23 protein-coding genes are annotated in these 26,681 nt (G+C 66.6%); 12 read left to right on the top strand and 11 right to left on the bottom strand.

What is annotated here, in order from left to right:
• Positions 1-3: 3 nt before the first annotated feature.
• The 4 genes from BRADO_RS07470 to BRADO_RS07455 are packed head-to-tail and all read left to right on the top strand — an operon-like array spanning position 4 to position 3,750.
• Entirely contained in the window at positions 4-978 is a 975-nt protein-coding gene (locus BRADO_RS07470; protein ID WP_011924700.1) for an ABC transporter ATP-binding protein, read from the top strand.
• Positions 975-1,967: an ABC transporter ATP-binding protein gene (locus tag BRADO_RS07465; protein WP_011924699.1), complete on the top strand. Its 993-nt coding sequence runs from the start codon at positions 975-977 to the stop codon at positions 1,965-1,967. Before BRADO_RS07470 ends, BRADO_RS07465 begins: the two co-directional genes overlap by 4 nt.
• Entirely contained in the window at positions 1,967-2,896 is a 930-nt protein-coding gene (locus BRADO_RS07460; protein ID WP_041756227.1) for an ABC transporter permease, read from the top strand. Before BRADO_RS07465 ends, BRADO_RS07460 begins: the two co-directional genes overlap by 1 nt.
• 11 nt (positions 2,897-2,907) lie before the next feature.
• Entirely contained in the window at positions 2,908-3,750 is an 843-nt protein-coding gene (locus tag BRADO_RS07455; protein WP_011924697.1) for an ABC transporter permease, read from the top strand.
• Positions 3,751-4,000: 250 nt separating this feature from the next.
• Here BRADO_RS07455 and BRADO_RS07450 read toward each other — a convergent pair whose 3' ends face one another.
• A complete protein-coding gene (locus tag BRADO_RS07450; protein WP_011924695.1) occupies positions 4,001-4,924 on the bottom strand; it encodes an NAD(P)/FAD-dependent oxidoreductase in 924 nt (307 codons plus the stop codon).
• Positions 4,925-5,154: 230 nt separating this feature from the next.
• Between BRADO_RS07450 and BRADO_RS07445 the strand changes: the two genes are divergently transcribed.
• Positions 5,155-5,316: a hypothetical protein gene (locus tag BRADO_RS07445; protein ID WP_011924694.1), complete on the top strand. Its 162-nt coding sequence runs from the start codon at positions 5,155-5,157 to the stop codon at positions 5,314-5,316.
• Between the two features lie 273 nt (positions 5,317-5,589).
• Here BRADO_RS07445 and BRADO_RS07440 read toward each other — a convergent pair whose 3' ends face one another.
• Genes BRADO_RS07440 through BRADO_RS07420 form a run of 5 tightly spaced genes read right to left on the bottom strand, consistent with a single transcriptional unit; the run spans position 5,590 to position 11,010 of the window.
• On the bottom strand, positions 5,590-7,095 hold the full coding sequence (locus BRADO_RS07440; RefSeq protein WP_011924693.1) for an ABC transporter substrate-binding protein: 1,506 nt from the start codon (positions 7,093-7,095) through the stop codon (positions 5,590-5,592).
• Between the two features lie 33 nt (positions 7,096-7,128).
• Positions 7,129-8,181 (bottom strand): ABC transporter ATP-binding protein, encoded by a 1,053-nt coding sequence (locus BRADO_RS07435; RefSeq protein WP_011924692.1) that lies wholly within the window; start codon positions 8,179-8,181, stop codon positions 7,129-7,131.
• Positions 8,178-9,188, bottom strand: a complete 1,011-nt coding sequence (locus tag BRADO_RS07430; RefSeq protein WP_011924691.1) for an ABC transporter ATP-binding protein — start codon at positions 9,186-9,188, stop codon at positions 8,178-8,180. The genes BRADO_RS07435 and BRADO_RS07430 overlap by 4 nt, the downstream gene beginning before the upstream one ends.
• Complete coding sequence (locus tag BRADO_RS07425) at positions 9,185-10,051, bottom strand: ABC transporter permease (RefSeq protein WP_011924690.1); 867 nt, start codon at positions 10,049-10,051, stop codon at positions 9,185-9,187. The genes BRADO_RS07430 and BRADO_RS07425 overlap by 4 nt, the downstream gene beginning before the upstream one ends.
• A gap of 8 nt (positions 10,052-10,059) precedes the next feature.
• The gene (locus BRADO_RS07420) at positions 10,060-11,010 is read right to left on the bottom strand and encodes an ABC transporter permease (protein WP_011924689.1); all 951 of its coding nucleotides are present in this window, start codon (positions 11,008-11,010) and stop codon (positions 10,060-10,062) included.
• A gap of 380 nt (positions 11,011-11,390) precedes the next feature.
• Between BRADO_RS07420 and BRADO_RS07410 the strand changes: the two genes are divergently transcribed.
• Genes BRADO_RS07410 through BRADO_RS07400 form a run of 3 tightly spaced genes read left to right on the top strand, consistent with a single transcriptional unit; the run spans position 11,391 to position 14,665 of the window.
• The gene (locus tag BRADO_RS07410; RefSeq protein WP_050780965.1) at positions 11,391-12,746 is read left to right on the top strand and encodes a GH1 family beta-glucosidase; all 1,356 of its coding nucleotides are present in this window, start codon (positions 11,391-11,393) and stop codon (positions 12,744-12,746) included.
• The gene (gene glk, locus BRADO_RS07405) at positions 12,743-13,723 is read left to right on the top strand and encodes a glucokinase (RefSeq protein ID WP_011924687.1); all 981 of its coding nucleotides are present in this window, start codon (positions 12,743-12,745) and stop codon (positions 13,721-13,723) included. Before BRADO_RS07410 ends, glk begins: the two co-directional genes overlap by 4 nt.
• 3 nt (positions 13,724-13,726) lie before the next feature.
• A complete protein-coding gene (locus tag BRADO_RS07400) occupies positions 13,727-14,665 on the top strand; it encodes a 1-phosphofructokinase family hexose kinase (RefSeq protein WP_011924686.1) in 939 nt (312 codons plus the stop codon).
• Here the strand turns inward: BRADO_RS07400 and BRADO_RS07395 are convergent.
• Positions 14,625-15,803, bottom strand: coding sequence for an SbmA/BacA-like family transporter (locus BRADO_RS07395; protein WP_011924685.1), 1,179 nt, complete (start codon positions 15,801-15,803; stop codon positions 14,625-14,627). The two genes, BRADO_RS07400 and BRADO_RS07395, sit on opposite strands and share 41 nt — an antisense overlap.
• 106 nt (positions 15,804-15,909) lie before the next feature.
• Between BRADO_RS07395 and ppsA the strand changes: the two genes are divergently transcribed.
• Entirely contained in the window at positions 15,910-18,345 is a 2,436-nt protein-coding gene (ppsA, locus tag BRADO_RS07390; RefSeq protein WP_011924684.1) for a phosphoenolpyruvate synthase, read from the top strand.
• Here the strand turns inward: ppsA and BRADO_RS07385 are convergent.
• From BRADO_RS07385 to BRADO_RS07375, 3 genes are all read right to left on the bottom strand, one after another.
• Positions 18,342-18,626 carry a hypothetical protein gene (locus BRADO_RS07385; protein ID WP_011924683.1) on the bottom strand — a complete coding sequence of 95 codons (285 nt, stop codon included), beginning with the start codon at positions 18,624-18,626 and terminating at the stop codon, positions 18,342-18,344. The two genes, ppsA and BRADO_RS07385, sit on opposite strands and share 4 nt — an antisense overlap.
• A 56-nt stretch (positions 18,627-18,682) precedes the next feature.
• The gene (locus BRADO_RS07380) at positions 18,683-20,380 is read right to left on the bottom strand and encodes a methyl-accepting chemotaxis protein (protein ID WP_041756223.1); all 1,698 of its coding nucleotides are present in this window, start codon (positions 20,378-20,380) and stop codon (positions 18,683-18,685) included.
• A gap of 162 nt (positions 20,381-20,542) precedes the next feature.
• Entirely contained in the window at positions 20,543-21,568 is a 1,026-nt protein-coding gene (locus BRADO_RS07375; RefSeq protein ID WP_041757366.1) for a histone deacetylase family protein, read from the bottom strand.
• A 453-nt stretch (positions 21,569-22,021) separates the two neighbouring features.
• Here BRADO_RS07375 and BRADO_RS07370 point away from each other — a divergent pair, with 453 nt between their 5' ends.
• Complete coding sequence (locus tag BRADO_RS07370; protein ID WP_041756222.1) at positions 22,022-23,371, top strand: MFS transporter; 1,350 nt, start codon at positions 22,022-22,024, stop codon at positions 23,369-23,371.
• 522 nt (positions 23,372-23,893) lie between these two features.
• Here BRADO_RS07370 and BRADO_RS34925 read toward each other — a convergent pair.
• On the bottom strand, positions 23,894-24,058 hold the full coding sequence (locus BRADO_RS34925) for a hypothetical protein (protein ID WP_157872532.1): 165 nt from the start codon (positions 24,056-24,058) through the stop codon (positions 23,894-23,896).
• A 429-nt stretch (positions 24,059-24,487) separates the two neighbouring features.
• On the opposite strand from BRADO_RS34925, the gene BRADO_RS07365 reads away from it, so the two are divergent.
• Positions 24,488-25,390 (top strand): LysR substrate-binding domain-containing protein, encoded by a 903-nt coding sequence (locus BRADO_RS07365; RefSeq protein ID WP_011924679.1) that lies wholly within the window; start codon positions 24,488-24,490, stop codon positions 25,388-25,390.
• A gap of 135 nt (positions 25,391-25,525) precedes the next feature.
• On the top strand, positions 25,526-26,470 hold the full coding sequence (kdgD, locus tag BRADO_RS07360; protein ID WP_011924678.1) for a 5-dehydro-4-deoxyglucarate dehydratase: 945 nt from the start codon (positions 25,526-25,528) through the stop codon (positions 26,468-26,470).
• Positions 26,471-26,681 lie beyond the last annotated feature (211 nt).

Genomic DNA, 26,681 nt, shown 5'->3' with positions numbered 1-26,681 from the left:
GCCGTGGCGCCGCTGGTCAGCATCTCCGGCTTGAAGGTCGCCTTCGACGGCACACAAGTGCTGCATGGCATCGATCTCGACATCGCCAAGGGCGAGGCCGTCGGCCTCGTCGGCGAGTCGGGATCCGGCAAGTCGGTGACCTGGCTCGCGGCGCTCGGGCTGTTGCCCGCCAAGGCGAGGGTCACGGGCTCCGCCACGCTGGATGGGCGCGAACTGATCGGCGCCGATGGCAAGGTGCTCGACCAGGTGCGCGGCCGGCGCATCGCGATGATCTTCCAGGATCCTGCCAGCGCGCTCAATCCCGTGCTGACCATCCGGCGCCAGTTGTGTGAAAGCCTCGCGCTGCATCGCGGCCTGCGCGGCGAGGCCGCACGGGTCGAGGCGCTGCGGCTGCTGGATCTCGTTGGCATTCCCGACGCGAACAGGCGCTTGTCAGCCTATCCGCACGAATTCTCCGGTGGGCAGGTCCAGCGCATCATGATCGCGATGGCGCTTGCCGGGCAGCCTGATCTGTTGATTGCCGATGAGCCGACCACCGCGCTCGATGCGACCATCCAGGCTCAGATCCTCGATCTCCTGGCCGCCGTGCGCCTCGAATTCAACATGGCGATGGTGCTGATCAGCCACGATCTCGGCGTCGTCGCGGAGAATTGCGACCGCGTCTGCGTGATGTATGCCGGCCGCATCGTCGAGCGCGCCCCCGCCACGCGTCTGTTCGATGATCCCTGGCATCCTTATGCACAAGGCCTGATCGGCGCGCTGCCGCCGCTCGATGGCGCGCGCAAGCGGCTGCAGGCGATACCCGGCACGGTGCCGGATCCGCGCGCGCTGCCGAGCGGCTGTGCCTTCGCGCCGCGTTGTGCCCACGTCGCCGACGGCTGTCATGCGAGCGTGCCGCCGCTGGCGCCGATCGAGCTGGATCGCGCGGTCGCCTGCCTGCGGCCGCAGCGGCTGCCGGTGGAGCTTGCCGCCGAATGACGTCGCCACTCGTCGAGGTCAACGCGATCTCGCGTACCTATCGGATGCGGTCCGGCCTGTTCGGGCGTTTCACCTCCGTCCATGCCGTCGACGGCCTCAGCTTCTCGATCCAGAAGGGCGAGACGCTCGGCATCGTCGGCGAATCCGGCTCCGGCAAATCCACCACCGGCCGCATGGTGCTCGGGCTCGAGCCGCCGGACCACGGCAGCGTGCGCTTCGATGGCGCGCCGATCGCGGCACCTGGCACGGCTGCGTGGCGCGCCCAGCGCGCGCGCATGCAGATGATCTTCCAGGATCCGCTCGGCGCGCTCGATCGCAGGCTACCCGTCGCCGAGCAGATCCGCGAGCCGCTCGACATCCACGACATCGGCACCAAAGCCGAGCGCGCGGCGCGCGTGCACGAGCTGCTGCATGCGGTCGATCTCAACGACAGCCATGGCCACCGTTATCCCGGCGCACTGTCGGGCGGACAGCGCCAGCGCATCGTGCTGGCGCGCGCGCTCGCGACCAGGCCGGACTTCCTGGTCTGCGACGAGCCGGTCAGCGCGCTGGATGTCTCGATCCAGGCGCAGGTGGTGAATCTGCTGGTCGATCTGCAGGCGCGACTCGGGCTGACCATGCTGTTCATCAGCCATGACCTGCGCGTGATCCGGCAGATCAGCCGCAAGGTCGCCGTGATGTATCTCGGCCGCATCGTCGAACATGGCGATGCCGACGATCTGTTCGCACGTCCGCAGCATCCTTACACCCAGGCGCTGGTGTCGGCCTCGCCTGCACCCGGCCGCCGCAGCACTGGTCGCATCGTGCTGACGGGCGATCCGCCCAATCCGGCGGCGCGTCCCTCGGGCTGCGCCTTTCATCCGCGCTGCCGTCATGCGACGGCGCGCTGCAAGACCGAGGTGCCTCAACTGATCGCGCTTGATCCGCAGCGCCAGGTGGCGTGCCATCTCGTGACCGGCGCGCCCTCGCAGAACCAGGACGCCGCGTGATGCTGCGCTTCTTCGCCATCCGCCTGTCGCGCGCGCTGTTGACCATCGCGCTCGTCGTCACCTTCGCCTTCATCGTGCTGCGGCTGTCAGGCGACCCCGCGCTGATGATCATGGGCCCGGAGGCGCCGCCCGAGGTGATCGAAGCTTTCCGCAAGGCTTGGGGCCTCGATCATCCGATCTGGGTCCAGTATCTCGACTACTTCAAGGCGATCGGCCAGGGCGAGCTGGGCCGCTCGATGCGCGACGGCCGGCCTGCGATTCAGCTCGTGATCGAGCGCATCCCGGCAACGCTCGCACTGACAATTCCGGCGTTCCTGGTGAAAGTTCTGCTCGGCATCCCCGCCGGCATCTACGCCGCGCTGCATCGGGGATCGGCGATCGACCGCGCGGTGATGATCACCGCGGTGGCCGGGTTCACCGTGCCGAGCTTCGTGCTGGCGCTGCTGCTGGTGCTGATCTTTGCCGTGCAGCTCGGCTGGCTGCCCTCGGGCGGACAGGAGTCGTGGCGACATGCCATCCTGCCGATCGTCACGCTGGGCTTCGGCGGCGCCGCCGTGCTGGCGCGCTTCACCCGCAGCGCGATGCTGGAGATCCTCGGCCAGCCCTACATCCGCACGGCATCAGCCAAGGGCGTGCCGTGGCGCCGCGTCATCACCGATCACGCGCTACCGAATGCCGCGATCCCGACCGTCACCATTCTCGGCTTCATGGTCGGCAGCCTGATCGCCGGCGCCGTCGTGGTCGAAAGCGTGTTCTCCTGGCCCGGCGTCGGCCGGCTCTTGGTCGTGGCCGTCGCCAATCGCGACCTCGCCGTCGTGCAATGCATCCTGCTGCTGGTGGCGATGACCATGGTGACCTCGAACCTGATCGTCGATTTCCTCTACGGCTTGCTCGATCCGCGGCTTCGCAGCAAGGGAGCCGCGGCATGACCGACGTCGCAATGAAGGCAGTGGCCGCAAGGCGGCTGCGCTGGCCCAATATTCCCCTCTCCGTCACCATCGCGATCGCCTGGATCGCGGCGATGCTGGTGGTCGCGATCTTCGCCGATCAGATCGCGCCCTACGGCTTCACCAAGTTCGACCTGCGCAACCGTCTGTCCCTGCCGGGCAACCCGGCGCATTGGCTCGGTACCGACGAGCTCGGCCGCGACGTGCTCTCGCGCCTCATTGTCTCGATCCGCATCTCGCTCCTGATCGCGTTCGGCGCCACCGCGATCTCGGCCGTCGCCGGCACCACACTCGGCTTTCTCGCCGCGCATTTCCGCGGCCTCGTCGAGCAGTTCGTGCTGATGCTCGCGGATTTCCAGGCCAGCATGCCGTTCCTGATCCTCGCGCTCGCGGTGCTTGCCTTCTTCGGCAACTCGCTGCCGCTCCTGATCGGCCTGATGGGCCTGTTCGGCTGGGAGCGCTACGCGCGCATCGCGCGCGGGCTGGCGATCTCCGCCAACGCGCAAGGCTATGCCGCCGCCGTGCGCCAGCTCGGCGCGACGCCGCAGCGCGTATATCTCAGGCACATCCTGCCGAACATCGCCTCGACACTGATCGTGTCGATGACGCTGGTGTTCCCGGAAGTCATCCTGCTGGAATCGGGCCTGTCGTTCCTCGGCCTCGGCGTGCAGCCGCCGATGACCAGCCTCGGCAACATGGTCGGCTACGGCCGCGAATATCTGACGCGCGCGCCATGGATCATGCTCGCACCGGCGGTCACCATCGTGGTGACCACGCTCGCGGTGTCCGTGATCGGCGACTGGCTGCGTGACAAGCTCGATCCGACGCTGCAGTGAGCGGACTCTAGCGGCGACCCTCCTGACTCGCAGCCGCCGGCTGGTCGCAGACGATCAAGGCATGCCCCGCCTGCTCGCCTGCGAGCGTCGTCCATTTCGAGGCTTGCTGCAGCCAGAGGTCACGCCGGGCGGGATCGCGTTCGGCTTCCTCACGGCAGCTGGATGCAGCCGCCAAACATGCCGATTTCCTGTCCATCCGCCATGGTCCGACACGTCAACGCCAGCGGCACTTACATAGGATATCGCGATTTCAGGTTGTGATCAATTTGTCCTGCGCCCCGGATGGTTCCGCATAGCGCATCGGAAGCGAATGATGTGCGTGGCATGCCGCGACTGCAGCATGGCCGAACGCCACCGCGATCTGGTGCAGGTCGGTGACGACGTCGCCAATGCCATAGAGGCGGTCGACGCCGCAGCGTTGCTTGCCATCGACCTCGAGAAACCCGTCGGACGTATGCCGCGCGCCGAGCGCGATCGCGAGCTCGGAACGAACATCGGCGCCCATGGCCGGATAGACGATCTCGAAGCGTTCGCAACTTCCATCCGCAAAAGTGGCCGACATGACGTCCTCCTCCCGTTGCAGCCCGCGCAGCGGCGGCGTCACGCGAACGCCGGCCCCGGCGAGCTCCCGCCGCTTCTCGTCGTTCTGCTCGTCTCCGACCGGGATCAGCGTGACGTCGGAACTATACACACGCATGAACAGCGCCTTGCCCGCGGCGTGTCCAAGCGGACCGATGATCGCGATCTTGCGGCCGATCGCCTCGAACGCGTCGCAGACCGGGCAATAGCGCAGCGCCCCTTCACGCACCGCCACAGTCCAATCGACCAGCGGCGTTTGCTTGTCGACGATGCCGGTCGCCAGCATGGCGCGTTGCGCCACAATCGGCTCTCCTTTGTGTGCGGCGAGGATTCGATCATCGCGGGTTTCCAGCGCGGTGACCGTGCCGCGAATGATCGGCACGCCAAGCTCCTCGACCTGCCGCTGCATGCGAGCCAACAGCTCGCTGCCAGGAAGGCCGTTCGGAAACCCGGGCAGATTGTGGCTGCGCGGGATAAGCGCCGCGCGCGATGCGCCGCTATCGACGACAACGACATGGCGCCTGAATCGCGCAAGATAGATCGCGGCCATCAGTCCTGCGGGGCCGCCGCCGATGACCAGAACTTCAGTGCGCATCGCCGTCCTCGTTTTGGATCGCGGAACCAAATGTCGAGCGACGGAAGGGTTCCTGTGAGTTGATGCGTCAACCGGCGAAGACAGGTTGGAACACAAACGGAACCATTTGCGGCGGGGGACGTTAACTTATGTCGCTGCTGCGGCGAAAAAGCCGTGCAAACTTGGCAGCGAGGGGGACTTGTTGCGAGGGCGCGTCAATGAGATTTGTGAATTCCACGGATGAGAGCTTGATGGCGTATTACGAAAGCGTCCGCAAGCAGGTGGCAGCTGACAGCCGGATCGGCGGACCCTACCGCCTGATCGGCGAACGGGCCAAGCAATATGCTCAGGAACTTCAGGCCGAGATGCGCCGCCGGCAATTGCGCTTCACGCCGATCGACTGGCCGAATTGAACTGATGAGTCACGTCGACGTCTATCGCAAGTCGGTCGTTGGTGAACTCGCCGGTGCCAATTAATGCGCCCTCTCCCCTTGCGGGAGAGGGCATGCAGGACAGAACGGCATACGAGATTGGGTGAGGGGTATGTCTCCACGGGCGTGACGTGCGGAGAGAGACCCCTCACCCGACCGAACAAGCTGATCAGCCGTCGATGCCCTCTCCCGCAAGGGGAGAGGGCACTGTATTGGGCAGCGTTGCTGCGGCGGTCGTACCAAGAACTCCGCCGCTCACTCCCAGCTCCAGCTCGCGAAATCATTCTCGAACTGCGGCACGTCCTTCCATACGCCCTTCAGCTTCTTGTTGATCACGGTGATCCATTGCGGCTGGAACAGAAAGCCGGCGGCGGCGTCGGTGGCCAGCAGGCGCTGGGCGTCGCCGAGCAGCTTGGCGCGATCGGCCTCGTTCGGCGTATCGACGATCTGCTGGTAGAGTTTGTTGAACGCTTCGGACTGATAGCCGAAATAATAGTTCGGCTCAGTGAACTTCACGAGATCGAACGGCTCGACATGCGAGACGATCGTGAGGTCGAAATCGTGCGGCCCGTTGAACACCTGCGACAGCCATGCCGCCCATTCGAGGTTTTCGATCTTGGCGGTGATGCCGACCTTGGCGAGCTGCGCCGCGATTACCTCGCCGCCCTGCCGTGCATAGGCCGGCGGGGGCAGCCGCAGCGATAGTTGCAGCGGCGTGGTGACGCCGGCTTCGGCCAGCAGCTTCTTCGCCTTCTCCGGATCATACGGGTTGATGTCGGTGGTGTCGACATAGCCGAGCGAGCCCGGCACATAGAAGCTTCCGATCGGCGTGCCCAGCCCGTCGACCGCGCCTTCGATCAGCGCCTTGCGGTCGATCGCGGCGAGGATGGCTCGGCGGACGCGGACGTCGTCGAGCGGCTTCTTCTTGTTGTTGATGGTGAGGATGGTCTTCGCCTTGGAGCCGCCGATCAGCACGGTGAAGCGCGGGTCGGACTTGAACTGCGCGATGGTGCGCGCCGTGGTGCCGCGCGGGAACGCTTCGACGTCGCCCGACAGCAGCGCCGCGACCTGCGCCGCCGGATCGGAGATAAAGCGGATCGTCACCTTGGACAGCTTGACGGCCGCGGCATTGCGATACTCAGGCCATTTGTTCAAGGTCAGCGACGAGCCCTTGGCCCAGCTGCCGAGCGTGTACGGGCCGGTGCCGACCGGCTGCGTCGCATCGGTCGGCGCGCTCTTCGGCTCGACGATCGATGCGGTGGCCTGGCCGAGCAGGAACGGCAGGTTCGGCTCGGAATACTTCAGCTTGATCTCGATCGTCTCGGCGTCGGGCGCATTGACCGCCTCCATCGCCTGGAACAGCGCCTTGTCCTTGTTGGTGCTGTTGGCGGCGCCGGCCTTCTCGAACGAGAACTTCACGGCCGCGGAATCGAACGCCTCGCCGTTCTGGAATTTGACGCCCTTGATGAGCTTGAACGTGTAGCTCTTCAGGTCGGACGAGGCCTGCCAGCTCGCGGCCAGCAGCGGCGACACCGAGCCGTCCTCGTTGATCTTGGTCAGCGTCTCATAGACGTTGTAGAGCGTGACCTCGGCGATAGCGGCGGCCGCCGCGCTGGTCGGGTCGAGCCCCGGCGGCTCCAGGGTCATGCCGACGACGACGCTGTCCTTCTTGCTCTGCGCCGAGGCCGGCACGGCAGCCGCCGCGGCGAGCGCGGTCAAAGCGATGGCGGTCAAAGCGATGATCGATAGTCTTTTCAACATTGTTTATCTCTCCCGGACGGAACCGATTATGCGTCAAAGCGACTTGGAGACAAGAGGCGGATCTTCCCGCGCGGCCAGCGCCGGCAGCGCCATCACGCTTTCCGCATGGTGGCAGGCAGCCGAATGCTGCGCCGCCAGTGCCCGCAGCGCGGGAGCGCTCTCGCGGCAATGGGCGTCGGCCAGCGGACAGCGCGGCGCATAAGCGCATCCTCGCGAGCCGAGGGATTGCGAGGCGATCGCAACGTTCTCGCGCTTACGCCTGACAGCGCCAGCCTGCGCCCGCGGCACGGCGTCCAGCAGCGCGCGCGTGTAGGGATGCGCGCATTGGCCGAACAGATCTTCCGGCCGCCCCCGCTCGACGATGCGGCCGAGATACATCACCGCGACCTCGTCACAGAGATAGTCGACCACCGCGAGGTCGTGACTGATCAGCACGTAGCTGAGGCCGAACTGCTCCTGCAGATCCTGCATCAGGTTCAGCACCTGCGCCTGCACCGATACGTCGAGCGCCGAGACCGGCTCGTCGGCGACGATCAGCTTCGGCTGGGTGATCAGCGCGCGCGCGATCGCAATGCGCTGGCGCTGGCCGCCGGAGAACTCGTGCGGATATTTGTCCATGTCGGCATCCCGCAGGCCCACCTGCCGCAACACGCTCGCGACGCGCGTCCGCAACGTGTCGCGATCCGGGCTCTCCAGCGCGGTCAGCGGCTCGGCGACGATGCGCGCGATGGTCTGGCGCGGATCGAGCGATCCATACGGGTCCTGGAACACCATCTGGAAATCGCGCCGGGCGCGGCGCAGCTCATCGGCCGGAAGATGGTGGAGATCGCGCCCGGACATCAGCACCGATCCCGACGACGGTCTCTCCAGCGCCATGATCAGGCGCGCGAGGGTCGACTTGCCGGACCCGGACTCGCCGACGATGCCGAGGCTCTTGCCCGGCATCAGCGAGAGCGAGACGCCGTTGAGCGCGAGCACTTGTCCCGGCGGCCGCAGCAGACTTTCACGCGGCAGCGTGTAGCGCTGGACGAGATCCCTGATCTCGAGCAGCGGCGCCTGCGACGCATCCCCGATGGCGGCACTCACGCGGTGACTCCCACCGGCTCGCGCGCGAGCGCGTCATCGGTTCGAATGCAGCGGACGCCATGTCCTGCGCCGATCTCGATCAGCGGCGGCAGCGCCGACCGACAGGCATCGATCACCAGCCCGCAGCGATCGGCGAATGGACAACCGGCAGGCAGATCGGCGAGCTCCGGCACCGTGCCGGCGATGGTCGCAAGCCGCGTGCCCTTGCGCGCGCCGAGCCGCGGGCGCGCCTGGAACAGGCCCTGCGTGTAGGGATGGCCCATGCGCGAGAACACCGCGTCGGTGCTTCCGCTTTCGACGACCGTGCCGCCATACATCACCATCATGCGCTGCACGTTCTCGGCGATGACGCCGAGATCATGCGAGATCAGGATCATCGCCATGCCCTGCTCGGCCACGAGGTCGGCGATGAGATCGAGGATCTGGCGCTGGATGGTGACGTCAAGCGCGGTGGTCGGCTCGTCGGCGATCAGCACGTCGGGCTTGCAGGCGAGCGCCATCGCGATGGTGATGCGCTGGCGCTGGCCGCCGGAGAACTGATGCGGGTAGGCGTCAAAACGTCTGGCGGGATCAGGCAGGCCGACCCGGTCGAGCAGCGCGATGGCCTCGCGTTTGGCCTCCGCCGCGGAGCAGCCGGTGTGCCGCAGCAGCGGCTCGGCGACCTGACGGCCGATGGTGTGCATCGGGTTCAGCGCCGTCATCGGCTCCTGGAAGATCATGCTGATGCGGTTGCCGCGCAGCTTGCAGTAATCGGCATCATCGAGTCCGACCAATTCGCGGCGATCGAGTCGGATGCTGCCGCTGACGACGGCGCTGTCGGGCGGCAGCCCGAGCAGCGCCAGCGCGGTGATCGACTTGCCGCAGCCGGACTCGCCGACGATGCCGAGCGTCTCGCCGCGCGTCAACGCTAAGGACACATCGCGCACGGCCTGCGCTGGGCCGCGGCTGGTATTGAGCCGGATGCCGAGGCCTGAGACCTCGAGCAGCGCCTGTTTGTCTGCGCTCATCGCTGCCTCGCCAGCCGCGGATCGAGCAGGTCGCGCAGACCGTCCCCGAGCAGATTGAGGCCGAGCACAGCGAGCGCGATCGCAGCACCCGGATAGACCGCGAGGCTCGGCGACTGGAACAGCAGCGTCTGTGCATCGTTCAGCATGCGCCCCCAGGACGGCTGCGGCGGCTGCGTGCCGAGGCCAAGATAGGACAGCGCGGCCTCCGCGAGAATCGCCAGCGCGAACTGGATCGTCGCCTGCACGATCAGGATCGACAGGATGTTCGGCAGCACGTGCTCGATGGTGATGCGGAAGCGACCCTTGCCGGCGGCGCTCGCCGCCAGGATGAACTCGCGCGCCCAGATCGCGCCGGCGGAGCCGCGGGTGACGCGCACGAACACCGGGATCTGGAAGATGCCGATCGCGGTGATCGACGTCACCATGCCCGGTCCGATCACCGCAGCCAGCATGATCGCCGACAGCACGGCGGGAAAGGCGAAGGTGAAATCGCTGAAGCGCATCACCAGCTCCTCGGTCCAGCCGCGCTGCGCGGCCGCGATCAGCCCGAGACAGACGCCGCAGGTCAGCCCGATGCCGACCGCGATGATGCCGACCAGAATAGTCGCGCGCGCGCCGACCAGCAGCAAGGAGACGATGTCGCGACCGAGCACGTCGGTGCCGAGCCAATGCGCCGCTGAGGGCGGCCGCAGCTTCGAGGCGACGTCGATCTCATAAGCCGACCACGGCGTCCACACCAGCGACAGCAGCGCGGCGCCGAGCACGACGAGGCAGAGCAGCGCACCGACCGTAAAGCTGCGATGGCGCAGCGCGCGGCGCCAGAACGTGTTCGTCGCAGGCGCGACAACGGGCTGGACGATCACGGACGAACTCACAGCTCGTGCACCTTGATGCGCGGATCGATGACCGCATAGAGCACGTCGACCACGAAGTTGACGATGATCACCATGGCGGCCAGCAGCATCACGCAGTTGCGGACGACGATGAGATCGCGGTTGGCGATCGACTGGAAAATGAGGCGGCCGAGCCCGGGCAGATAGAACACGTTCTCGATCACGATCGTGCCGGCGAGCAGATTGGCAAATTGCAAGCCCATCACGGTGAGCACCGGGATCATCGCGTTGCGCAGCACGTGCTGCCACAGCACCTCGCGTTTGGTCAGGCCCTTGGCGCGCGCCGTGCGCACGAAGTCCTCGCGCAGCACGTCGAGCACGGCGGAGCGCGTCACCCGCGCCAGGATCGCGGCCTGCACCACCGCCAGCGCCACCGCCGGCAGCAGCAGCGCGCGCAGCCCGGGCCAGATGCCGTCCTCCCAGCCGGGGAAGCCACCGGCCGACAGCCATTGCAGCTTCACCGCGAACAGCAGGATCAGGAGAATGGCGAACCAGAAGTTCGGCAGCGCGATGCCGATCTGGGTCAGCGACATCACGCCGACATCGCCAATGCGGTTGTGATGGGCCGCCGTGTAGATGCCGGCCGCGAGCGCCAGCACCGTCGTCAGCAGCATGGCCATGATCGCCAGGGGAATCGTCATCGCCAGGCGCTCGCCGATCAGCTCCGCCACCGGCGTGCCATAGGCATAGCTGTTGCCGAGATGGCCCGTGAGCAGGCCGCCGAGCCACTGCACATAGCGCACCGCCAGCGGCTGATCGAGCCCGAGCTTGATGGTCAGCGCCCTCACCGCGTCGGGCGAGGCGTCGGCGCCCATCAGCATCTGCGCCGCGTTGCCCGGCAGGGCATCGAGCACCAGGAAAATGATCAGCGAGGCCCCGACCAGGGTCGCAAGCAAGGTCAGGCATCGCCGCAGCAGAAACACGCTCATTCGAGCCGAAACTCCATTTCTCGGCGGCCGCACGTTCTACAGCTTTGACCCGGGATGCAAGCCCGTTGCCTGCATGATCCCCCCTCGCCGGCGCAGGACTCTCTCATACGGGCGCGGATTATTGGGCTCGTTTGCTTCCTCATCGTCATGGCCGGGCTCGTCCCGGCCATCCACGTCGTCCTTCGTCTGCGGAATGACGTGGATGCCCGGGACAAGCCCGGGCATAACGGAGCAACAAATTGGCGGCGGCTCGTGCCGCCTCGAAGGTCACGGCCCCTGCCCGGCGCAGGACACCGCCGGGCCGCTTGATCCCGGTCAACGGCCTGGCAGCGGCGATAGGCATCATGCGCGGGACCGCAGCAGCGCAGGCGCCCTTGCATATGACCGCACGTCCGAACTTCGTCTGGGGCGCGTCGACCTCGGCTTTCCAGATCGAAGGGGCCGCTCATCTCGACGGCCGCGCCGACAGCATCTGGGACGTCTATCTGCGCGCGCCTGGCCGCGTGAGCCATGGCGATACCGCCGAGGTGGCCTGCGACCACTACCATCGCTATGCAGAGGACGTCGCGCTGATGCGCGAGCTCGGCCTCGACGCCTACCGCTTCTCGATCGCCTGGCCGCGGGTGCTGCCGCACGGCCGCGGCGCCGTCAATGAGACCGGACTCGCCTTCTACGACCGGCTGATCGATGCGCTGCTCGCCGCCGAGATAGAGCCGTGGCTCTGTCTCTACCACTGGGACCTGCCGCAGGCGCTGGAGTCGCTCGGCGGCTGGCAGAACCGCGACATCGCCGGCTGGTTCGCCGACTATACCGCGCTGGTGGCAAGGCGCTATGGCGACCGCGTCAAGCGCTTCGCCACCTTCAATGAGCCCTGCGTATTCACGCTGTTCGGTTACGGCCTCGGCTGGCATGCGCCGGGTGTCGCGGACGAGGCCGCCCTGCACAAGGCGATCCACCACGTCAATCTCAGCCACGGCCGCGCCGTCGACGTGCTGCGCAAGGATGTCATCGGCGCCTCGATCGGCGCGATCCACAACCGGCAGCCTTGCTATCCCTGCACGGCCCACCCCGCTGACGCCGCGGCTGCGCTGCGGCTCGCCGCCTATTGGAACGACGCCTTCCCGTTCCCGCAGGCGTTCGCCAGCTATCCGCCAGAAATCGAGGAGGCCATCGCGCCGTACATCGCGCCCGGCGATCTGGCTGACATCGCGCGTCCCGTCGACTGGTTCGGGTTGAACCACTACTCGCCGCACTACGTCAAGGCGGACACCAACCTGATCGGCGCCAGCTTCGGTCCGGCTCCGGACAGCGTGCCGCGCAGCGCGATCGGCTGGCCCGTCGTGCCGGATGCGTTCCGCGAGACACTGATGGACATCCACCGGCGGTTCCGTCTGCCGATCTATGTGCTGGAGAACGGCACCGCGGCCGATGACGCCATCGATGCCGCGGGCCACATCCAGGACGAGGACCGGATCCGCTATCTCAGGGCTTACACAGCGGCGATGGAACAGGCGATCGTCGCGGGCGCCGACGTGCGCGGCTATTTCGTCTGGTCGCTCCTGGATAATTTTGAATGGGGGGCGGGCTATTCCCAGCGCTTCGGCATTGTCTACGTCGACCACGGCACCCTGCGCCGCATTCCCAAGGCATCGGCGCAGTGGTATGCGGAGAAGATTGCGGCCAAGCGGACGAACGATCCGGCCCGGCCGCACAACGGGCGGAAGATTGAGGGATGAGCGAGCGCGTTCTTCTGGGGGACATCGGCGGCACCAATGCGCGGTTCGCGCTGCTCGACGACGGAACGATCGGCCAGGTCGCCCATCTGAAGGTCGCGGATTTCCCGACCATCGCCGATGCCATCACCGACTTCCTGGCGCGACACGCTGCCGGCGGACCGCCGGCCTCCGCCGTGCTGGACATCGCAGGTCCCATCGAGCGCAACCGCGGCATGCTGACCAACTCTACCTGGGTCATCGACGGCGCCGAGCTGGCCGCGCACTTCAATCTGCGCTCGGCGAAGCTGTTGAACGATTTCGAAGCGGTCGGCTGGTCGCTGCCGGCGCTGCATCCCGACGATCTGTTTGCGCTCGGCGGCCATGCGGCGGTCGAGGGCGCGCCGATGCTGGTGATCGGCCCGGGCACCGGATTCGGCGCGGCCTGCTATCTCCCGAATGATGGCCGTCCGACCGTCGCGGTCACCGAGGCGGGCCACGCGACCCTGCCGGCGACCACGATGCGCGAGGCCACCGTGCTCGCCAAGATGCGCGAGCGCTTCGGCCATGTCTCGATCGAGCGCGCGCTGTCCGGCATGGGCCTCGAGAACGTCTATCAGGCGATCGCAGCGGTCGACGGCGTCGACGTGCCCAAGCGTGACGCAGCGGCGATCACCCACGCCGCGCTCGATGGCAGCTGCGCCACCAGCCGCGCCACGCTCGACATGTTCTGCGCCTGGCTCGGCGCCGTCGCCGGCAATCTGGCGCTGACCTTCTGCGCCCGCGGCGGCGTCTACATCGCCGGCGGCATCCCGCCGCGCTTCCCGGACTACTTCGCGAAGTCGGCGTTCCGCCGGCAGTTCGAGAGCAAGGGACGCTACGACAGCTATCTGCGGTCCATTCCCGTACATCTTGTCACCAAGCCCGACATCAGCTTTCTCGGCCTCAAGTCCTTCCACGAGTCCAGCGTCCCCTCGAGCGGCGGATCTCCCGCAACCTGATCGATGAGCGACATCGTCACGATCACGCCGAACCCGGCCGTCGATGTCTCGACGACCGTCGAGAGCATCGTGCCCGTGGCCAAGCTGCGCGGCACCACGCAGCGGCGCGATCCCGGCGGCGGCGGCATCAATGTCGCACGCGTCATCACGCGGCTCGGCGGCGACGTGACGGCGCTCTATCCAGTGGGCGGCCCAACCGGCCTCCTGCTGAAGCAATTGGTCGAGAGCGAAGGCGTGGCCAGCCGCACCTGGGCCACGCATGACGACACGCGCGAGGATTTCTTTGTCCAGGAGCGCGCCACCGGCCAGCCTTATCGCTTCATCCTGCCGGGACCGACGCTCAGCGAAGCCGAGTCGCAGGCCGGGCTCGCGCTGCTCAGCGGACTCGATCCGTTCCCGCGTTACGTCATCGGCAGCGGCAGCCTGCCGCGCGGCGTGCCGACGGACTACTACGCGCGCATCGCGAAGATCGCGCGCGCACGCGGCGCGCAGTTCATCCTCGATACATCCGGACCTGCGCTGGCCGCGGCGGTCGAAGGCGGCGTCGACCTGATCAAGCCGTCGCTGCGCGAGATGCACGAACTCGTCGGCGGCGAGCTGCCTGATGCGGTGGCGTGGGAAGCCGCCGCGCGAACGCTGGTTGCGACAGGCAAGGCCAGGATCGTCGCGCTGACCATGGGCCATCTCGGCGCGCTCGTGGTGACATCCGAGCGCGTGCTGCGTGCGCAGCCGCTGACGCTGGTGCCGGTCAACGCTGTCGGCGCCGGCGACAGTTTTCTCGGCGCCTTGATCGCCAAGCTCGCCGCCGGTGAGCCCATGGACGAGGCGTTCCGCTTCGCCGTCGCCGCCGGCGCGGCCGCACTGCTGCGCACGGGCACGGCGCTGTGCGACCCGGCTGATATCAACCGTCTGCTGGCTCACGTGCGGCTGCAGACGGCGTGACCGTCTCGACGCCATCGTCATTCAGCTCATCGAGCGACAGCAGCAATCCGCCGACGCGCTCCAGCGACGACATCCAGTCGGCGACGCGGCTGTAATTGTCGACCAGCCAGTTGAACGCGCCCTGCACCAGCGTGAACGCCGCCGCCGCCTGCGTCAGCTCGCCGAGCGTCATCTGGCCGTCGAGGAATTTTGGCGCGCACAGCACGAGTCCGATGATCGGCGCGAGCAGGCTGTTGGTATGCGACACCAGCGTCATGCGCATCAGCCGCCAGCACAGCCGCCGCCATTGCCGGATGACGCGGTCGAGCGCCTGCCACAGCGCGGCAATCACGCCACGTTTGTCCTCTTTCGGCGTCACGCCCTCGCCGATGTCGCGCAGCCGATGCGCGGCCGTGATCAGCTCCGACTCGGACTGGTTCTTGACCTGGATGACGTGGGTAAGCGGCGCACCGACCCACAGCATCGCGCCGGTGACGAGGCCTGAATAGGCGACGACGCTGATGACCAGGTAGCCGGGCAACCACAACTCAAGGCCGGAGATCGCAAAGCTGATCGGACCGCCGACCTGCCATAGCACCTGCAGGAAGATCACCGCCGTCAGCAGCGACGAGACCACGTTGACGGCGAAGTCGACCGGCGCATCGGTGGCGATGCGGACGTCCTCGGCGATGCGGTATTCGGGAATCTTCTGGTCCCCCTTGGTGGTCGCGAGCCGCGCATAGCGGTCGTTCTCGATCCAGTAGTCGATCACCTCCGCCGCCAGCCATTGCCGCCAATTGCGTTGAATGGTCATGCGGCCCCAGACCGAGGCGATCGCCAGCACGACGCTTGCCGCACATAGCGGCACGAGCAGCATGGCCTGCTGACGCAGCCGCGCCGGATCGCGTCCCTCGAGCGCATTGAAGAAATCCCGGGTCCAGGTGTTGAAGCGCAACTGGACATAAAGTTGCAGCGCGACGATGCCGACCAGCACGGCGCACAGCAGCCAGACCCGCCACGCCTTCGCTCCCCGCCAGAAGCCCCGCGCCGTCAGCCAGAACCGCGACCATTGCAGATCGCCATCCTCATTGTCGTCCTCGGCAGGGCCGGCAGAGCGGAGGTCGCCTGGCTCGGCGAATGGCTGGGGAACTTTGCTCATGAGCGCATCTAAGGAGCCACGCACATGCCCCGCTTGATCTTGCGCAAGCCGGCTGCCGTCCGGCGCGGCAAACTCGGCTCTCGCGCTGCGATGCGGGAGACACGCCATGAATGCATCCGGTTATATTCGCTGGTTCAAGGACCTTCGCATCGAGGACGTCCCCGACGTCGGCGGCAAGACCGCGTCGCTCGGGGAGCTGTATTCGGCGCTGGCGGCGCAGGGCGTACGCGTGCCGAACGGCTTCGCCTTGACCGCGGCAAGCTATCGCGATGCGCTGCGCGCCGACGGCGCCGACGATGCGTTGCGTGAGCTGCTCGCCGGACTCGACAAACGCCGCATCGCCGATCTCGCCAAGCGAGCGGCCAAGGCGCGCGCGATCGTGTTCGACGCCACCGATCGTGACGATCTCCGGCGCGAGGTGGCCATGGCGTACAAGCAGCTCGAGCAGGAATATGGCCGCAACGTCGCGGTGGCCGTGCGCAGTTCGGCGACCGCCGAGGACCTGCCCCATGCGAGCTTCGCCGGCCAGCACGAGAGCTTCCTCAACATCAGCGGCGCCAGGCAGCTGTTCGAGACCTGCCGCCGCTGCTTCGCCTCGCTCTACACCGATCGCGCGATCTCCTACCGCATCGACAATGGCTTCGCCCACGACAAGGTCGCGCTGTCGGTGGCCGTGATGAAGATGGTGCGCTCCGATCGCGGCGCCAGCGGCGTGATGTTCTCGCTGGACACCGAGAGCGGCTTTCGCGACGTCGCCTTCATCACCGGCGTCTACGGGCTCGGCGAGACCATCGTGCAGGGCGCGGTCGATCCCGACGAGTTCTACGTCCACAAGCCGACCTTCGCCGCCGGCTTCCGCAGCGTGCTGTCGCGGCGGCTCGGCGCCAAGAGCAAGCGTATGGTCTATGCGAAGCCGGGCGCGCGCGGCGCCACCACGCGCATCGAGCCGACCCCGCCGGCCGAGCGCGCCAGGTTCTGTATCGACGACTCCGACGTGCTGGAGCTGGCGCAGGCGACGATCACCGTCGAGCAGCACTACTCGCAGAAGGCCGGCCGGCCGACGCCGATGGACATCGAATGGGCCAAGGACGGCCGCGACGGCGCGCTCTACATCATCCAGGCCCGGCCCGAGACGGTGGCCTCGCAGCGGCGGCCGGAGTCGGTCGAGACCTATGTGCTGAAAAAGGCCGGCAAGCCGCTCGCGACCGGCCGCGCCGTCGGCGAGAAGATCGCCGCAGGCAAGGTCCGCCTGATCAGAACGGCAACGGACCTGCGCGCGTTCAAGCCCGGCGAGGTGCTAGTGGCCACCTCGACCAGCCCGGATTGGGAGCCCGTCATGAAGACCGCGGCGGCGATCGTCACGGATCATGGCGGCCGGACCTGCCATGCCGCGATCATCGCGCGCGAACTCGGCGTGCCCGCGGTGGTCGGCACCGAGGATTTCAGCAAGCGCGCCAGGACGGGCGCGAGCGTCACCGTGTGCTGCGCCGAGGGCGATGCCGGACATGTCTATGACGGCGCCCTGCCGTTCGACGTCCAGCGTCTGGCGATCGACAAGCTCGACAAGCCGCACACCCACATCATGGTCAATCTCGGCAATCCCGAGCTCGCCTTCAAGACCGCACTCTTGCCGAACGACGGCGTCGGCCTCGCACGCATGGAGTTCATCATCAACCAGTCGATCGGCATTCATCCGATGGCATTGGCTGCGCCGAACAAGGTGACCGCGCCAAAGGACCGCGCGACGATCAAGCAACTGACCGCCCGCTACAGGAAGCCCGCCGACTTCTTCGTGGAGCAGCTGTCGGAAGGGGTCGGCACCATCGCGGCCGCCTTCTATCCGCGCCCGGTCATCATCAGGCTGTCGGACTTCAAGACCAACGAATATGCCAGCCTGATTGGCGGCGCCGACTTCGAGCCCAGGGAGGAGAACCCGATGCTCGGCTTCCGCGGCGCCTCGCGCTATGCGCATCCGGCCTATGCCGCCGGCTTCGCGCTGGAATGCGCCGCCCTGAAGCGCGTCCGCGACGTCATGGGCCTCGCCAATCTGAAGATCATGATCCCGTTCTGCCGCCGCGTTGCGGAGGCGGAGAAGGTGATCGCGGCGATGGCCGGGCACGGGCTCGTCCGCGGCGAGCACGGATTGGAGATCTACATGATGTGCGAGATCCCCAACAACGTCATCCTGATCGACGAGTTCGCGAAACATTTCGACGGCTTCTCGATCGGCTCCAACGACCTGACCCAGCTCACGCTCGGCGTCGACCGCGATTCCGACATCGTCGCGTTCGATTTCGACGAGCGCGATCCCGGTCTCCTGACCATGCTCAAGCTCGCGGTGGAGGGCGCGCATCGCAACCACCGCCATGTCGGCATCTGCGGCGAGGCGCCGGCCAACTATCCGGAGGTGGCACGCTATCTGGCGAGCCTCGGCATCGATTCGATCAGCGTCAACCCGGCCAGCGTCATGCGGACGATGGAGATCGTGCGCGTCGCGGAGCGGGACGCCGCAGCCAGCGTGCCGCAGGCGCTGGCGAGCTAGTCCAGATCGTGGTCCCTGCCGGACGTGGCGCCGTGCTGGACCAGCGCGATGGCCCGTTCGGCGTCGGCGATCAGTTGCCGGATATGGCGCGACTGCTCGGCCAGAGGCCCGGTGCCGTCGCGCTCGGCCAGCCGGTCGAGCTGACGCAGGATCTGCTGCCAGGCGTCGAGCACGCTCTTGAGCTTTGCGAGCTGCATGTCGGCCGACCGCTCCGGTGTCGTATCGACCCGAGCGGCGCGACCGCCAGGAGAAACCGCCGGAAACTTGATGATGTTTGCCAACGGTTCACCCGTGAAAAGCCAGCATCCCCGGTCCGCGCCTTGCGTTCCGGGCGGGCTCAGGCCGCACGCACGGTGCTGAGGAACCTCGAGATCTCGCCGCGCAGCCGCTCGCTGTCGGTCGACAGAGTCTTCGCGGCTGACAGGACCTGCGACGACGCCGAGCCGGTTTCGGAGGCGCCGCGCTGGACGTCGACGATGTTGGTGGAGACGTCTTGCGTTCCGCGCGAGGCCTGCTGCACGTTGCGGGAGATTTCCTGAGTGGCCGCGCCCTGCTCCTCGACGGCGGCCGCGATCGTCGAGGCGATCTCCGCGAGACGCTCGATGGTGCCGGAGATCTCCTTGATGGCGCCGACCGACTCCTGCGTCGCCGTCTGAATGCCCGAGATCTGCTGGCCAATCTCGCCGGTTGCCTTGGCCGTCTGCTCGGCGAGCGCCTTGACCTCGGTGGCGACGACCGCGAAGCCGCGTCCCGCCTCGCCGGCCCGCGCCGCCTCGATCGTCGCATTGAGCGCCAGCAGATTGGTCTGGCCGGCGATGGTGTTGATCAGCTCGACGACGTCGCCGATCCGCGCCGCGGCCTTCGACAGCTCGCTGACACGATCGTTGGTCTTGCGGGCCTGGGTGACGGCCTCGCCCGCCATGCGCGCCGATTCCTGCACCTGGCGACTGATCTCGTTGACCGAGGACGACAGCTCCTCCGCGGCCGAGGCGACCGAATGGACGTTGGCCGATGCCTCCTCCGACGCCGAGGCCACGACGCTCGTCAACCGCTGCGCACGGTCGGCGGTGGTGTTCAGCGTGTTGGCGGAGGCCTCCAGCTCGGTCGACGCCGAGGAGACCGTCTGGACGATCTCGCCGACCGCCTGCTCGAACCGGTTGGCGAGGTCGTGCATGTCGCGGCGGCGCTGCTCGGCGCTCTGCCGCGCGGATTCCTCCTGCGCCTGTTTCAGCCGGGCGACCTCGAGGCCGTTCGTCTTGAACGTCTCGACCGTCTTGGCCATGTCGCCGATCTCGTCGCCGCGCCCGGTCTCGGGCACCGCAATGGCCAGATCATTTCCGGCAAGACGCTCCATCGCGATCTTCAGCCGCGCGATCGGCTGCGACAGCGACTTGACGCCGATGAACAGCGCAATCAACGTCCCGAGCACCACGCCGATGCCGCCTGCCATCATGACGAGCCGGATCGAGCCCCGTGCTTCGTATTTGATGGTTTCGCGCGCCTTCGCGACGCGATCGATGTTCCGGCGCGAGAACTTCTGGGTGTCCTCGAGAACCTTGTCGATGACGGGATCACACGCGCTGTGCGCGCGCTCGGCGACCTTGGCATTGTCCTCGGCCGTCGTCGCCTTCGCGCCGGCTTCAAGAACCGGATCACAAGCCGCGAAGGCGGACTTGAACCCGGCCGCGATCGCGTTGACATCGGCGCTGAGCGATGTGTTCTCCTTGAGCGCGCCGTCCAGCAGTCCTTGAATCTCATCACGTGATTGCGTGCCCGTCTTGAGTCGCCGAGCGTTGCCTTCTGCGGTGCTCTCGGTCAACGTCGCGTAGATCGCGGCATGATAGGTCTCGAGCCGGCGCTGCGAGCGCGAGACCGCGAGGTTGACGGATTGCTCCGCGGAAAGGCCGCTGAAGTCGTCGATCGTCTCGGAGAGTTGCTGGATCCCCAATGCGGCCACGCCGACGACGGTGATCGCCAGCACCGTAACAATGAGACCAATCTTCCACACGATCTTGAGATGATCGAGAAAACCCATTGCCCGTCCCCGCATTCGCCGTTGAAGCGGCCCCTTGGCCAGATGCGGGGACAATTGATGGGTGATGCTTAAGGAAGGCTCCATTTATGGAACCGTGGAACCCCGGGGTGGTGCCTGATTTCAGAGCAGATCCATTACTTTCGTCACGGCCGGCTTCGCGCGTCACCGCGCCTCCTCGAACCCCGCCAGCACCGCGGTCAGGTTCTGACCGAGGATGTCGGAGAGATAGCCGCCCTCCTGCACGAATACGGTGGGAAGGCCGAGCCGCGCGATCGCCGCTCCGATGCGGCGGAAGCCTGGCGTCGTCACCGACAGGCCCTTGAGCGGATCATGCTCGGACGCATCGAGTCCGAGCGCGACGACCAACGCGCCAGGCGCGAAGGCATGGATCGTCTTCGCCGCGGTCTCGAATGCCTTGAGATAGGTGTCGTCGCCGCTCTTCAAGGCGAGCGGAATGTTGAGGTTGGCGCCGAGGCCCGCACCCGCGCCGCGCTCATGCGCATAGCCCCAGACAAACGGATAGTAATGCGTCGGGTCAGCGTGGATCGAGATCGTCAGGACGTCCGGCCGCTCGTAGAAGATGCCCTGCGTGCCGTTGCCGTGATGGACGTCGACGTCGAGGATCGCCACCCGCTCGTGGCGCTGGCGCAGATGCGCCGCCGCGATCGCCGAATTGTTCATGAAGCAGAAGCCGGAGGCGATGTCGCGATAGGCATGGTGCCCCGGCGGCCGGCACAAGGCGTAGACCGCATCCTCGCCGTCGAGCAGCAGCTGCGCCGCCGAGGCCGCGACGTCGGTCGCGGCGCAGGCGCCGGCCCACGTCCCCGGCCCGATCGGCGCCGAGGTGTCGGTCGTGTGCCAGCCGAGCCGTCCGACGATGTGGGTCGGATAGGTCGCGGCGTTGCGCACCGGATGCATGTTCGGAATCATCTCGCTGCCGGCGTCGCTGAGCGCGGCCCATGCGTCCCAGGCCTCCTCCAGGAAATTGAGATATTCCGGACTGTGCACGCGCGCGCGCGCTTCCTGGCCGAACTGAATCGGCGCGACCAGCTCGTGATTGCCGGCCTTCAGGCCTGCCAGCAGTCGATCCGCCCGCTCCGGCTGCTCGGTGGTGCGCTTGATGACGCCGCGTACCAGATAGAATTGCGGATCGTGGCTGCGATGCAGCTCGGTGTAGACGGCCTTCACGCGGACTGGCTCCTTTTTCGCCGGCGCGAACGATTGTGCATGCAGCAACGGCCGAGACAAGCAGAGATGATGGAATGCACGCGGTCCCGTGCGGACCACTTCCAGCCAGCGGAACGAACCGGCTTGCAGACGATGTTGTCAGCGAGTTCACTGGCGCAAGGCGATGCGGCACGGAGGGTTTGAGGAGAGACGCTTTCGGCACCCCTGGATGGCATGAGAGAGCGGCGAAAGTGCGCCACACGAGGCGCAAAACCGTTGCGTGCAAGCCCGAGCAGCCCGGTGCTGCGGCCGCAGCGTTCGCGCCGGCGCCGGCAGACAACGTCCAGACTCTCCAGCATGCAGCACGCAGGATCGATCCAATATTGGCATTGATCGATACAGGCTTCGGCTTGGACCCCGGCCCTTCATCTCATCTAGGACAGTCCTTGAGGAACGTTTAAGAGAGGTGTGCGCATGAGCGCGATCGTAACTACGGCAGGATTGCGCCGCTCGCGCGTGCGGCTGTTCATCGTGACCATGCTGTTCCTGGTCACTACCGTGAACTACGCCGACCGCGCCACGCTCTCGATCGCGGGCCCCGCGCTCGCCAAGGATCTGCATCTCGATCCGGTTGCGATGGGCTACGTGTTCTCCGCCTTCGGCTGGTCCTATGTGCTCGCGCAGGTGCCGGGCGGCTGGCTGCTCGACCGCTTCGGCTCGCGCTGGGTCTATGCCTGCAGCATCGTGATCTGGTCGATCTTCACCATGATGCAGGGCTGGATCGGCTTCTTGTCCGGTGGCGCCGCGATCGTCGCGCTGTTCGCGCTGCGCTTCCTGGTCGGCCTTGCCGAGGCGCCGAGCTTCCCGGCGAATGCCCGCATCGTCGCCGCCTGGTTTCCGAGCAATGAGCGCGGCACCGCGTCGGCCTTCTTCAACTCCGGGCAATATTTCGCGACCGTGATCTTCGCGCCGCTGATGGGCTGGATCGCGCACGAATTCGGCTGGCGCCACGTCTTCACCGTGATGGGTGCGCTCGGCATCATCATGGGCCTGGTCTGGATCAGGACCATGTACGGGCCGAAGGAGCATCCTGGTATCAACGAGGCCGAACTCGACTATATCAAGCAGGGCGGCGCGCTGGTCGACATGGAAGGCGCCAAGGACGAGACGAGAGACGGCAAGACCTCCCAGGGCGGACCGACCTGGTCGCATATCGGCCAGCTGCTGTCGAACCGCATGATGCTCGGCGTCTATATCGGCCAGTACTGTATCAACACGCTGACCTACTTCTTCCTCACCTGGTTCCCGGTCTATCTCGTCAAGGAGCGCGGCCTGTCGATCCTGCAGGCGGGCTTCGTCGCCACCCTGCCGGCGCTGTGCGGCTTCATCGGCGGCGTGCTCGGCGGCTTCATCTCCGACGCCATCCTGCGCAAGACCGGCTCGCTGACCCTCGCCCGCAAGATCCCGATCGTCGGCGGCATGCTGCTGTCGATGGCGATCATCGGCTGCAACTATGTCGACGGCCAGGCGCTGGTGGTCGGCCTGATGGCGCTCGCCTTCTTCGGCAAGGGCATCGGCGCACTCGGCTGGGCCGTCGTCTCCGACACCTCGCCGAAGGAAGCCGGCGGCGTCTCCGGCGGCCTGTTCAACACCTTCGGCAACCTGTCCAGCATCACGACCCCGATCGTGATCGGCTACATCCTGTCGGCCACCGGCTCGTTCAACGGCGCGCTGGTGTTCGTCGGCCTCAATGCGCTGGTTGCGGCGTTCGCCTATCTGTTCATCGTCGGCCGCATCCAGCGCGTCCAGCTCCGAGCCTCCTGAGCACCACGCCCCCTTGCGTGGTCTCAAACTCGAACGGCGGCCTCGTGCCGCCGTTTTTTTGCGTTGTAATAGAACCCGTAAAGCCTGCCGCGAAGACGGTGCGCTCCCCTCCCCCTTGCGGGGAGGGGTCGGGGGTTGGGGGTCCTGGAGTCGCGCTTCAATTGATGCGCAATGATCCCGCAGAGCATCCTGAGCGAGTGCTTGAATACGTGTCGTTCAGCGCATCTCACCGAGGTCAGCGCCCGGAGACCCCCACCCCCAACCCCTCCCCGCAAGGGGGAGGGGAGCGCACCTTCGCTGGAGTTGCCTTCTCTCAATCAAAATCTTATTGCGATTTTTCAGCAATCATGTTTATCTCCTCCCATCCCGCCTCAAGCAGCAGGGGCGTAGCGCGCGATCGTCACGACACGCGAGGCGGGGATGCGATGGCCGCGAGAGATCGCAGCGCCCTCTCACGAGGGTGCGGACGAACGATCCATCGCGGACGTGAAGTCGCAGCGTCCTGATACCCCGAAGCTGGTATCAAACCGCGATGGCGCCGATGCGCCGCGTGGTGATGGTGGCCAACAAGCCGGCGCACCAGGGAGACTGCGTATAAGCGTGAAACCCATCGCGCAGGGAATGCCGGCGTGTTTCGGCTTTGCCTGTGGTACCTGCCGCCTGCACTTTCTTATGCAGGCGGGCCATGGGTGAGGCCCTCACCCGGCATTCCCTGCGCCCTCTGCATGTTTGCGAGGGACGGACTGATCGCAAAGCTCGGGCATGATGTGCCGCGAGATTGCGGTTGCGTGGCCCCACTCCTTTACTTTGCTCTTTGACCCGTAAATCCACCACACCCACCGCCGTCGTCCCGGACCAGCATCGACGCGCGTCAGCGCGGCGATGCGCCGATCCGGGATCCATACTCCGCAGCGGATGTGAGGAGCAAAGTGCCAACGGCCAGCCTGCCTCGAACCGCTCCCTGGGGGTATGGGTCCCGGCGTTCGCCGGGACGACGGTGGAGGGAGCCGATGCAGCCGGGCCATAACCAGACAGCCGGTCGCTGCCGTTCCCAACGCGTCAGATCGATGCTACCAACGCCGCAATCATCGCCCCATCCATACCCTGGAAGCATCAATGTTCGATCTCAACCAGCTGCGCTGCTTCGTCACCGTGGCCGAGGAGCTGCATTTCGGGCGCGCGGCCGTGCGGCTGAACATGACGCAGCCGCCGCTGTCGCGGCAGATCCAGGTGCTGGAGCACATCATCGATGCCGCGCTGCTGGAACGCACCAGCCGCTCGGTGAAGCTGACGCCGGCCGGGCGCAGCTTCCTGCCTGAGGCGCGGCGCATCCTGAAGATGGCGGAAAGCGCCGCGCAGGTGGCGCAGCGCATCGCCAGCGGCAAGAGCGGCTCGCTCAAGATCGGCTTCACCGCGGCCGCCGCCTATGGCTTCCTGCCCGACCTCGTCGCCGCCTGCCGCAGCGAGCTGCCCGAGGCCGACCTGTCGCTGAAGGAGATGGTGTCGGGCGACCAGATCGAGGCACTCGCCTCCGGCCAGATCGATGCCGGCCTGCTGCGGCCGCCGATCGCGCGGCCTGAATTCGCCACCCGGCGCGTCGTCGCCGAGCCGCTCTGCGCCGCCGTGCCGCGCCGGCATCGGCTGGCCTCCGCCGACGCCGTGTCGATCCGCGATTTCGACGGCCAGCCCTTCATCATGTATTCGCAGACCGAGGCGCGCTATTTTCATGATCTCCTGGTGTCGCAGTTCATGCGCGCCGAGGTGCTGCCGCGCTACGTGCAGCATCTCAGCCAGATCCATTCCATCCTCGCGATGGTACGCGCCGGCCTGGGGCTTGCAATCGTGCCGGCCGCTGCCGCGAGCCTCAAGATCGCCGACGTCCGGCTGCGGCCGCTCAAGCTGCGCAATCCAACGCCGGCCGAGCTGTTCCTGGTCTGGCGGCGCGAGCACGACAATCCGCTGCTGCCGGCGCTGGTCGAGCTGGCCGGCCGCCTTGCGGTGCAACAGACGGAAGATTGATACGCCATCCGTATCAATCGATACCGTCATTGGCTTGGACCGGCATCGAACTTGGTCCTACGACAGCGCCGTGAGGAATGCCCGCTGTGCAATCGCCGCGCTCATTCCAAAGGACATTCGTGAAGGACCCGCGCGATGAGCAAGATGACCCCTCAGGAAATGGCTGCGAAGATCGGCAGCGGCCTGCTCTCCTTCCCCGTGACGCCGTTCAAGGCCGACTACTCCTTCGACGAGACCACCTACCGTTCCAACATGGACTGGCTGTGCGGTTATGACGTGGCCGGCCTGTTCGCCGCCGGCGGCACCGGCGAGTTCTTCTCGCTGACGGCAGCCGAGGTGCCCGAAGTGGTGAAGGTCGCCGTCGACGAGACCAAGGGCCGCGTGCCCGTGCTTGCCGGCACCGGCTACGGCACCGCGATCGCGCGCGAGATCGCGATGTCAGCCGAGAAGGCCGGTGCCGACGGCCTGCTGCTGCTGCCGCCCTATCTGATGCACGCCGAGCAGGAGGGCCTTGCCGCCCATGTCGAGGCGGTCTGCAAATCGGTCAAGATCGGCGTCATCGTCTACAACCGCGACAACGCGATCCTGCAACCCGACACCCTGGCGCGGCTGTGCGAGCGCTGCCCGAACCTGGTCGGCTACAAGGACGGCATCGGCGACATCGAGCTGATGACCCGCGTCTACACCAAGATGGGCGACCGCCTGACCTATATCGGCGGCCTGCCGACTGCGGAAACCTTTGCGCTGCCCTATCTCGACATGGGCGTGACGACCTACTCCTCTGCCGTGTTCAACTTCGTGCCGGAGTTCGCCACCAACTTCTATGCCGCAGTGCGCAAGCGCGATCACGCCACGATCCATGCCGGATTGAAGGATTTCATTTTGCCGCTGATCGCGATACGCAACCGCAAGAAGGGCTACGCGGTCTCGATCATCAAGGCCGGCATGAAGGTGATCGGCCGCGACTCCGGCCCGGTCCGCCTGCCGCTGACTGACCTGACCGAGGCCGAGATGGCCGAGCTGACCGCGCTGGTGAAGGCGCTGCCAGTGGCCGCCTCGGCGCAGCAGGCGGCAGAGTAACTGCAAGGCTGCGCTGTGTCCCCTCATCCTGAGGAGCCTGCACAGCAGGCGTCTCGAAGGATGAGGCCACAGCCAGGGCCCCATGGTTCGAGACGGCGCTATGCGCCTCCTCACATGAGGGGAAGCGACGAGTAAGACGAGGCTAAGCTGCGTCCCCTCATCCTGAGGAGCCTGCGCAGCAGGCGTCTCGAAGGATGAGGCCACAGCCGGG

Source organism: Bradyrhizobium sp. ORS 278 (assembly GCF_000026145.1).
Taxonomy (GTDB): Bacteria; Pseudomonadota; Alphaproteobacteria; order Rhizobiales; family Xanthobacteraceae; genus Bradyrhizobium.
Note: the sequence above shows the minus strand (reverse complement) of the source record. Positions and strands in the feature narration are given on the sequence as shown.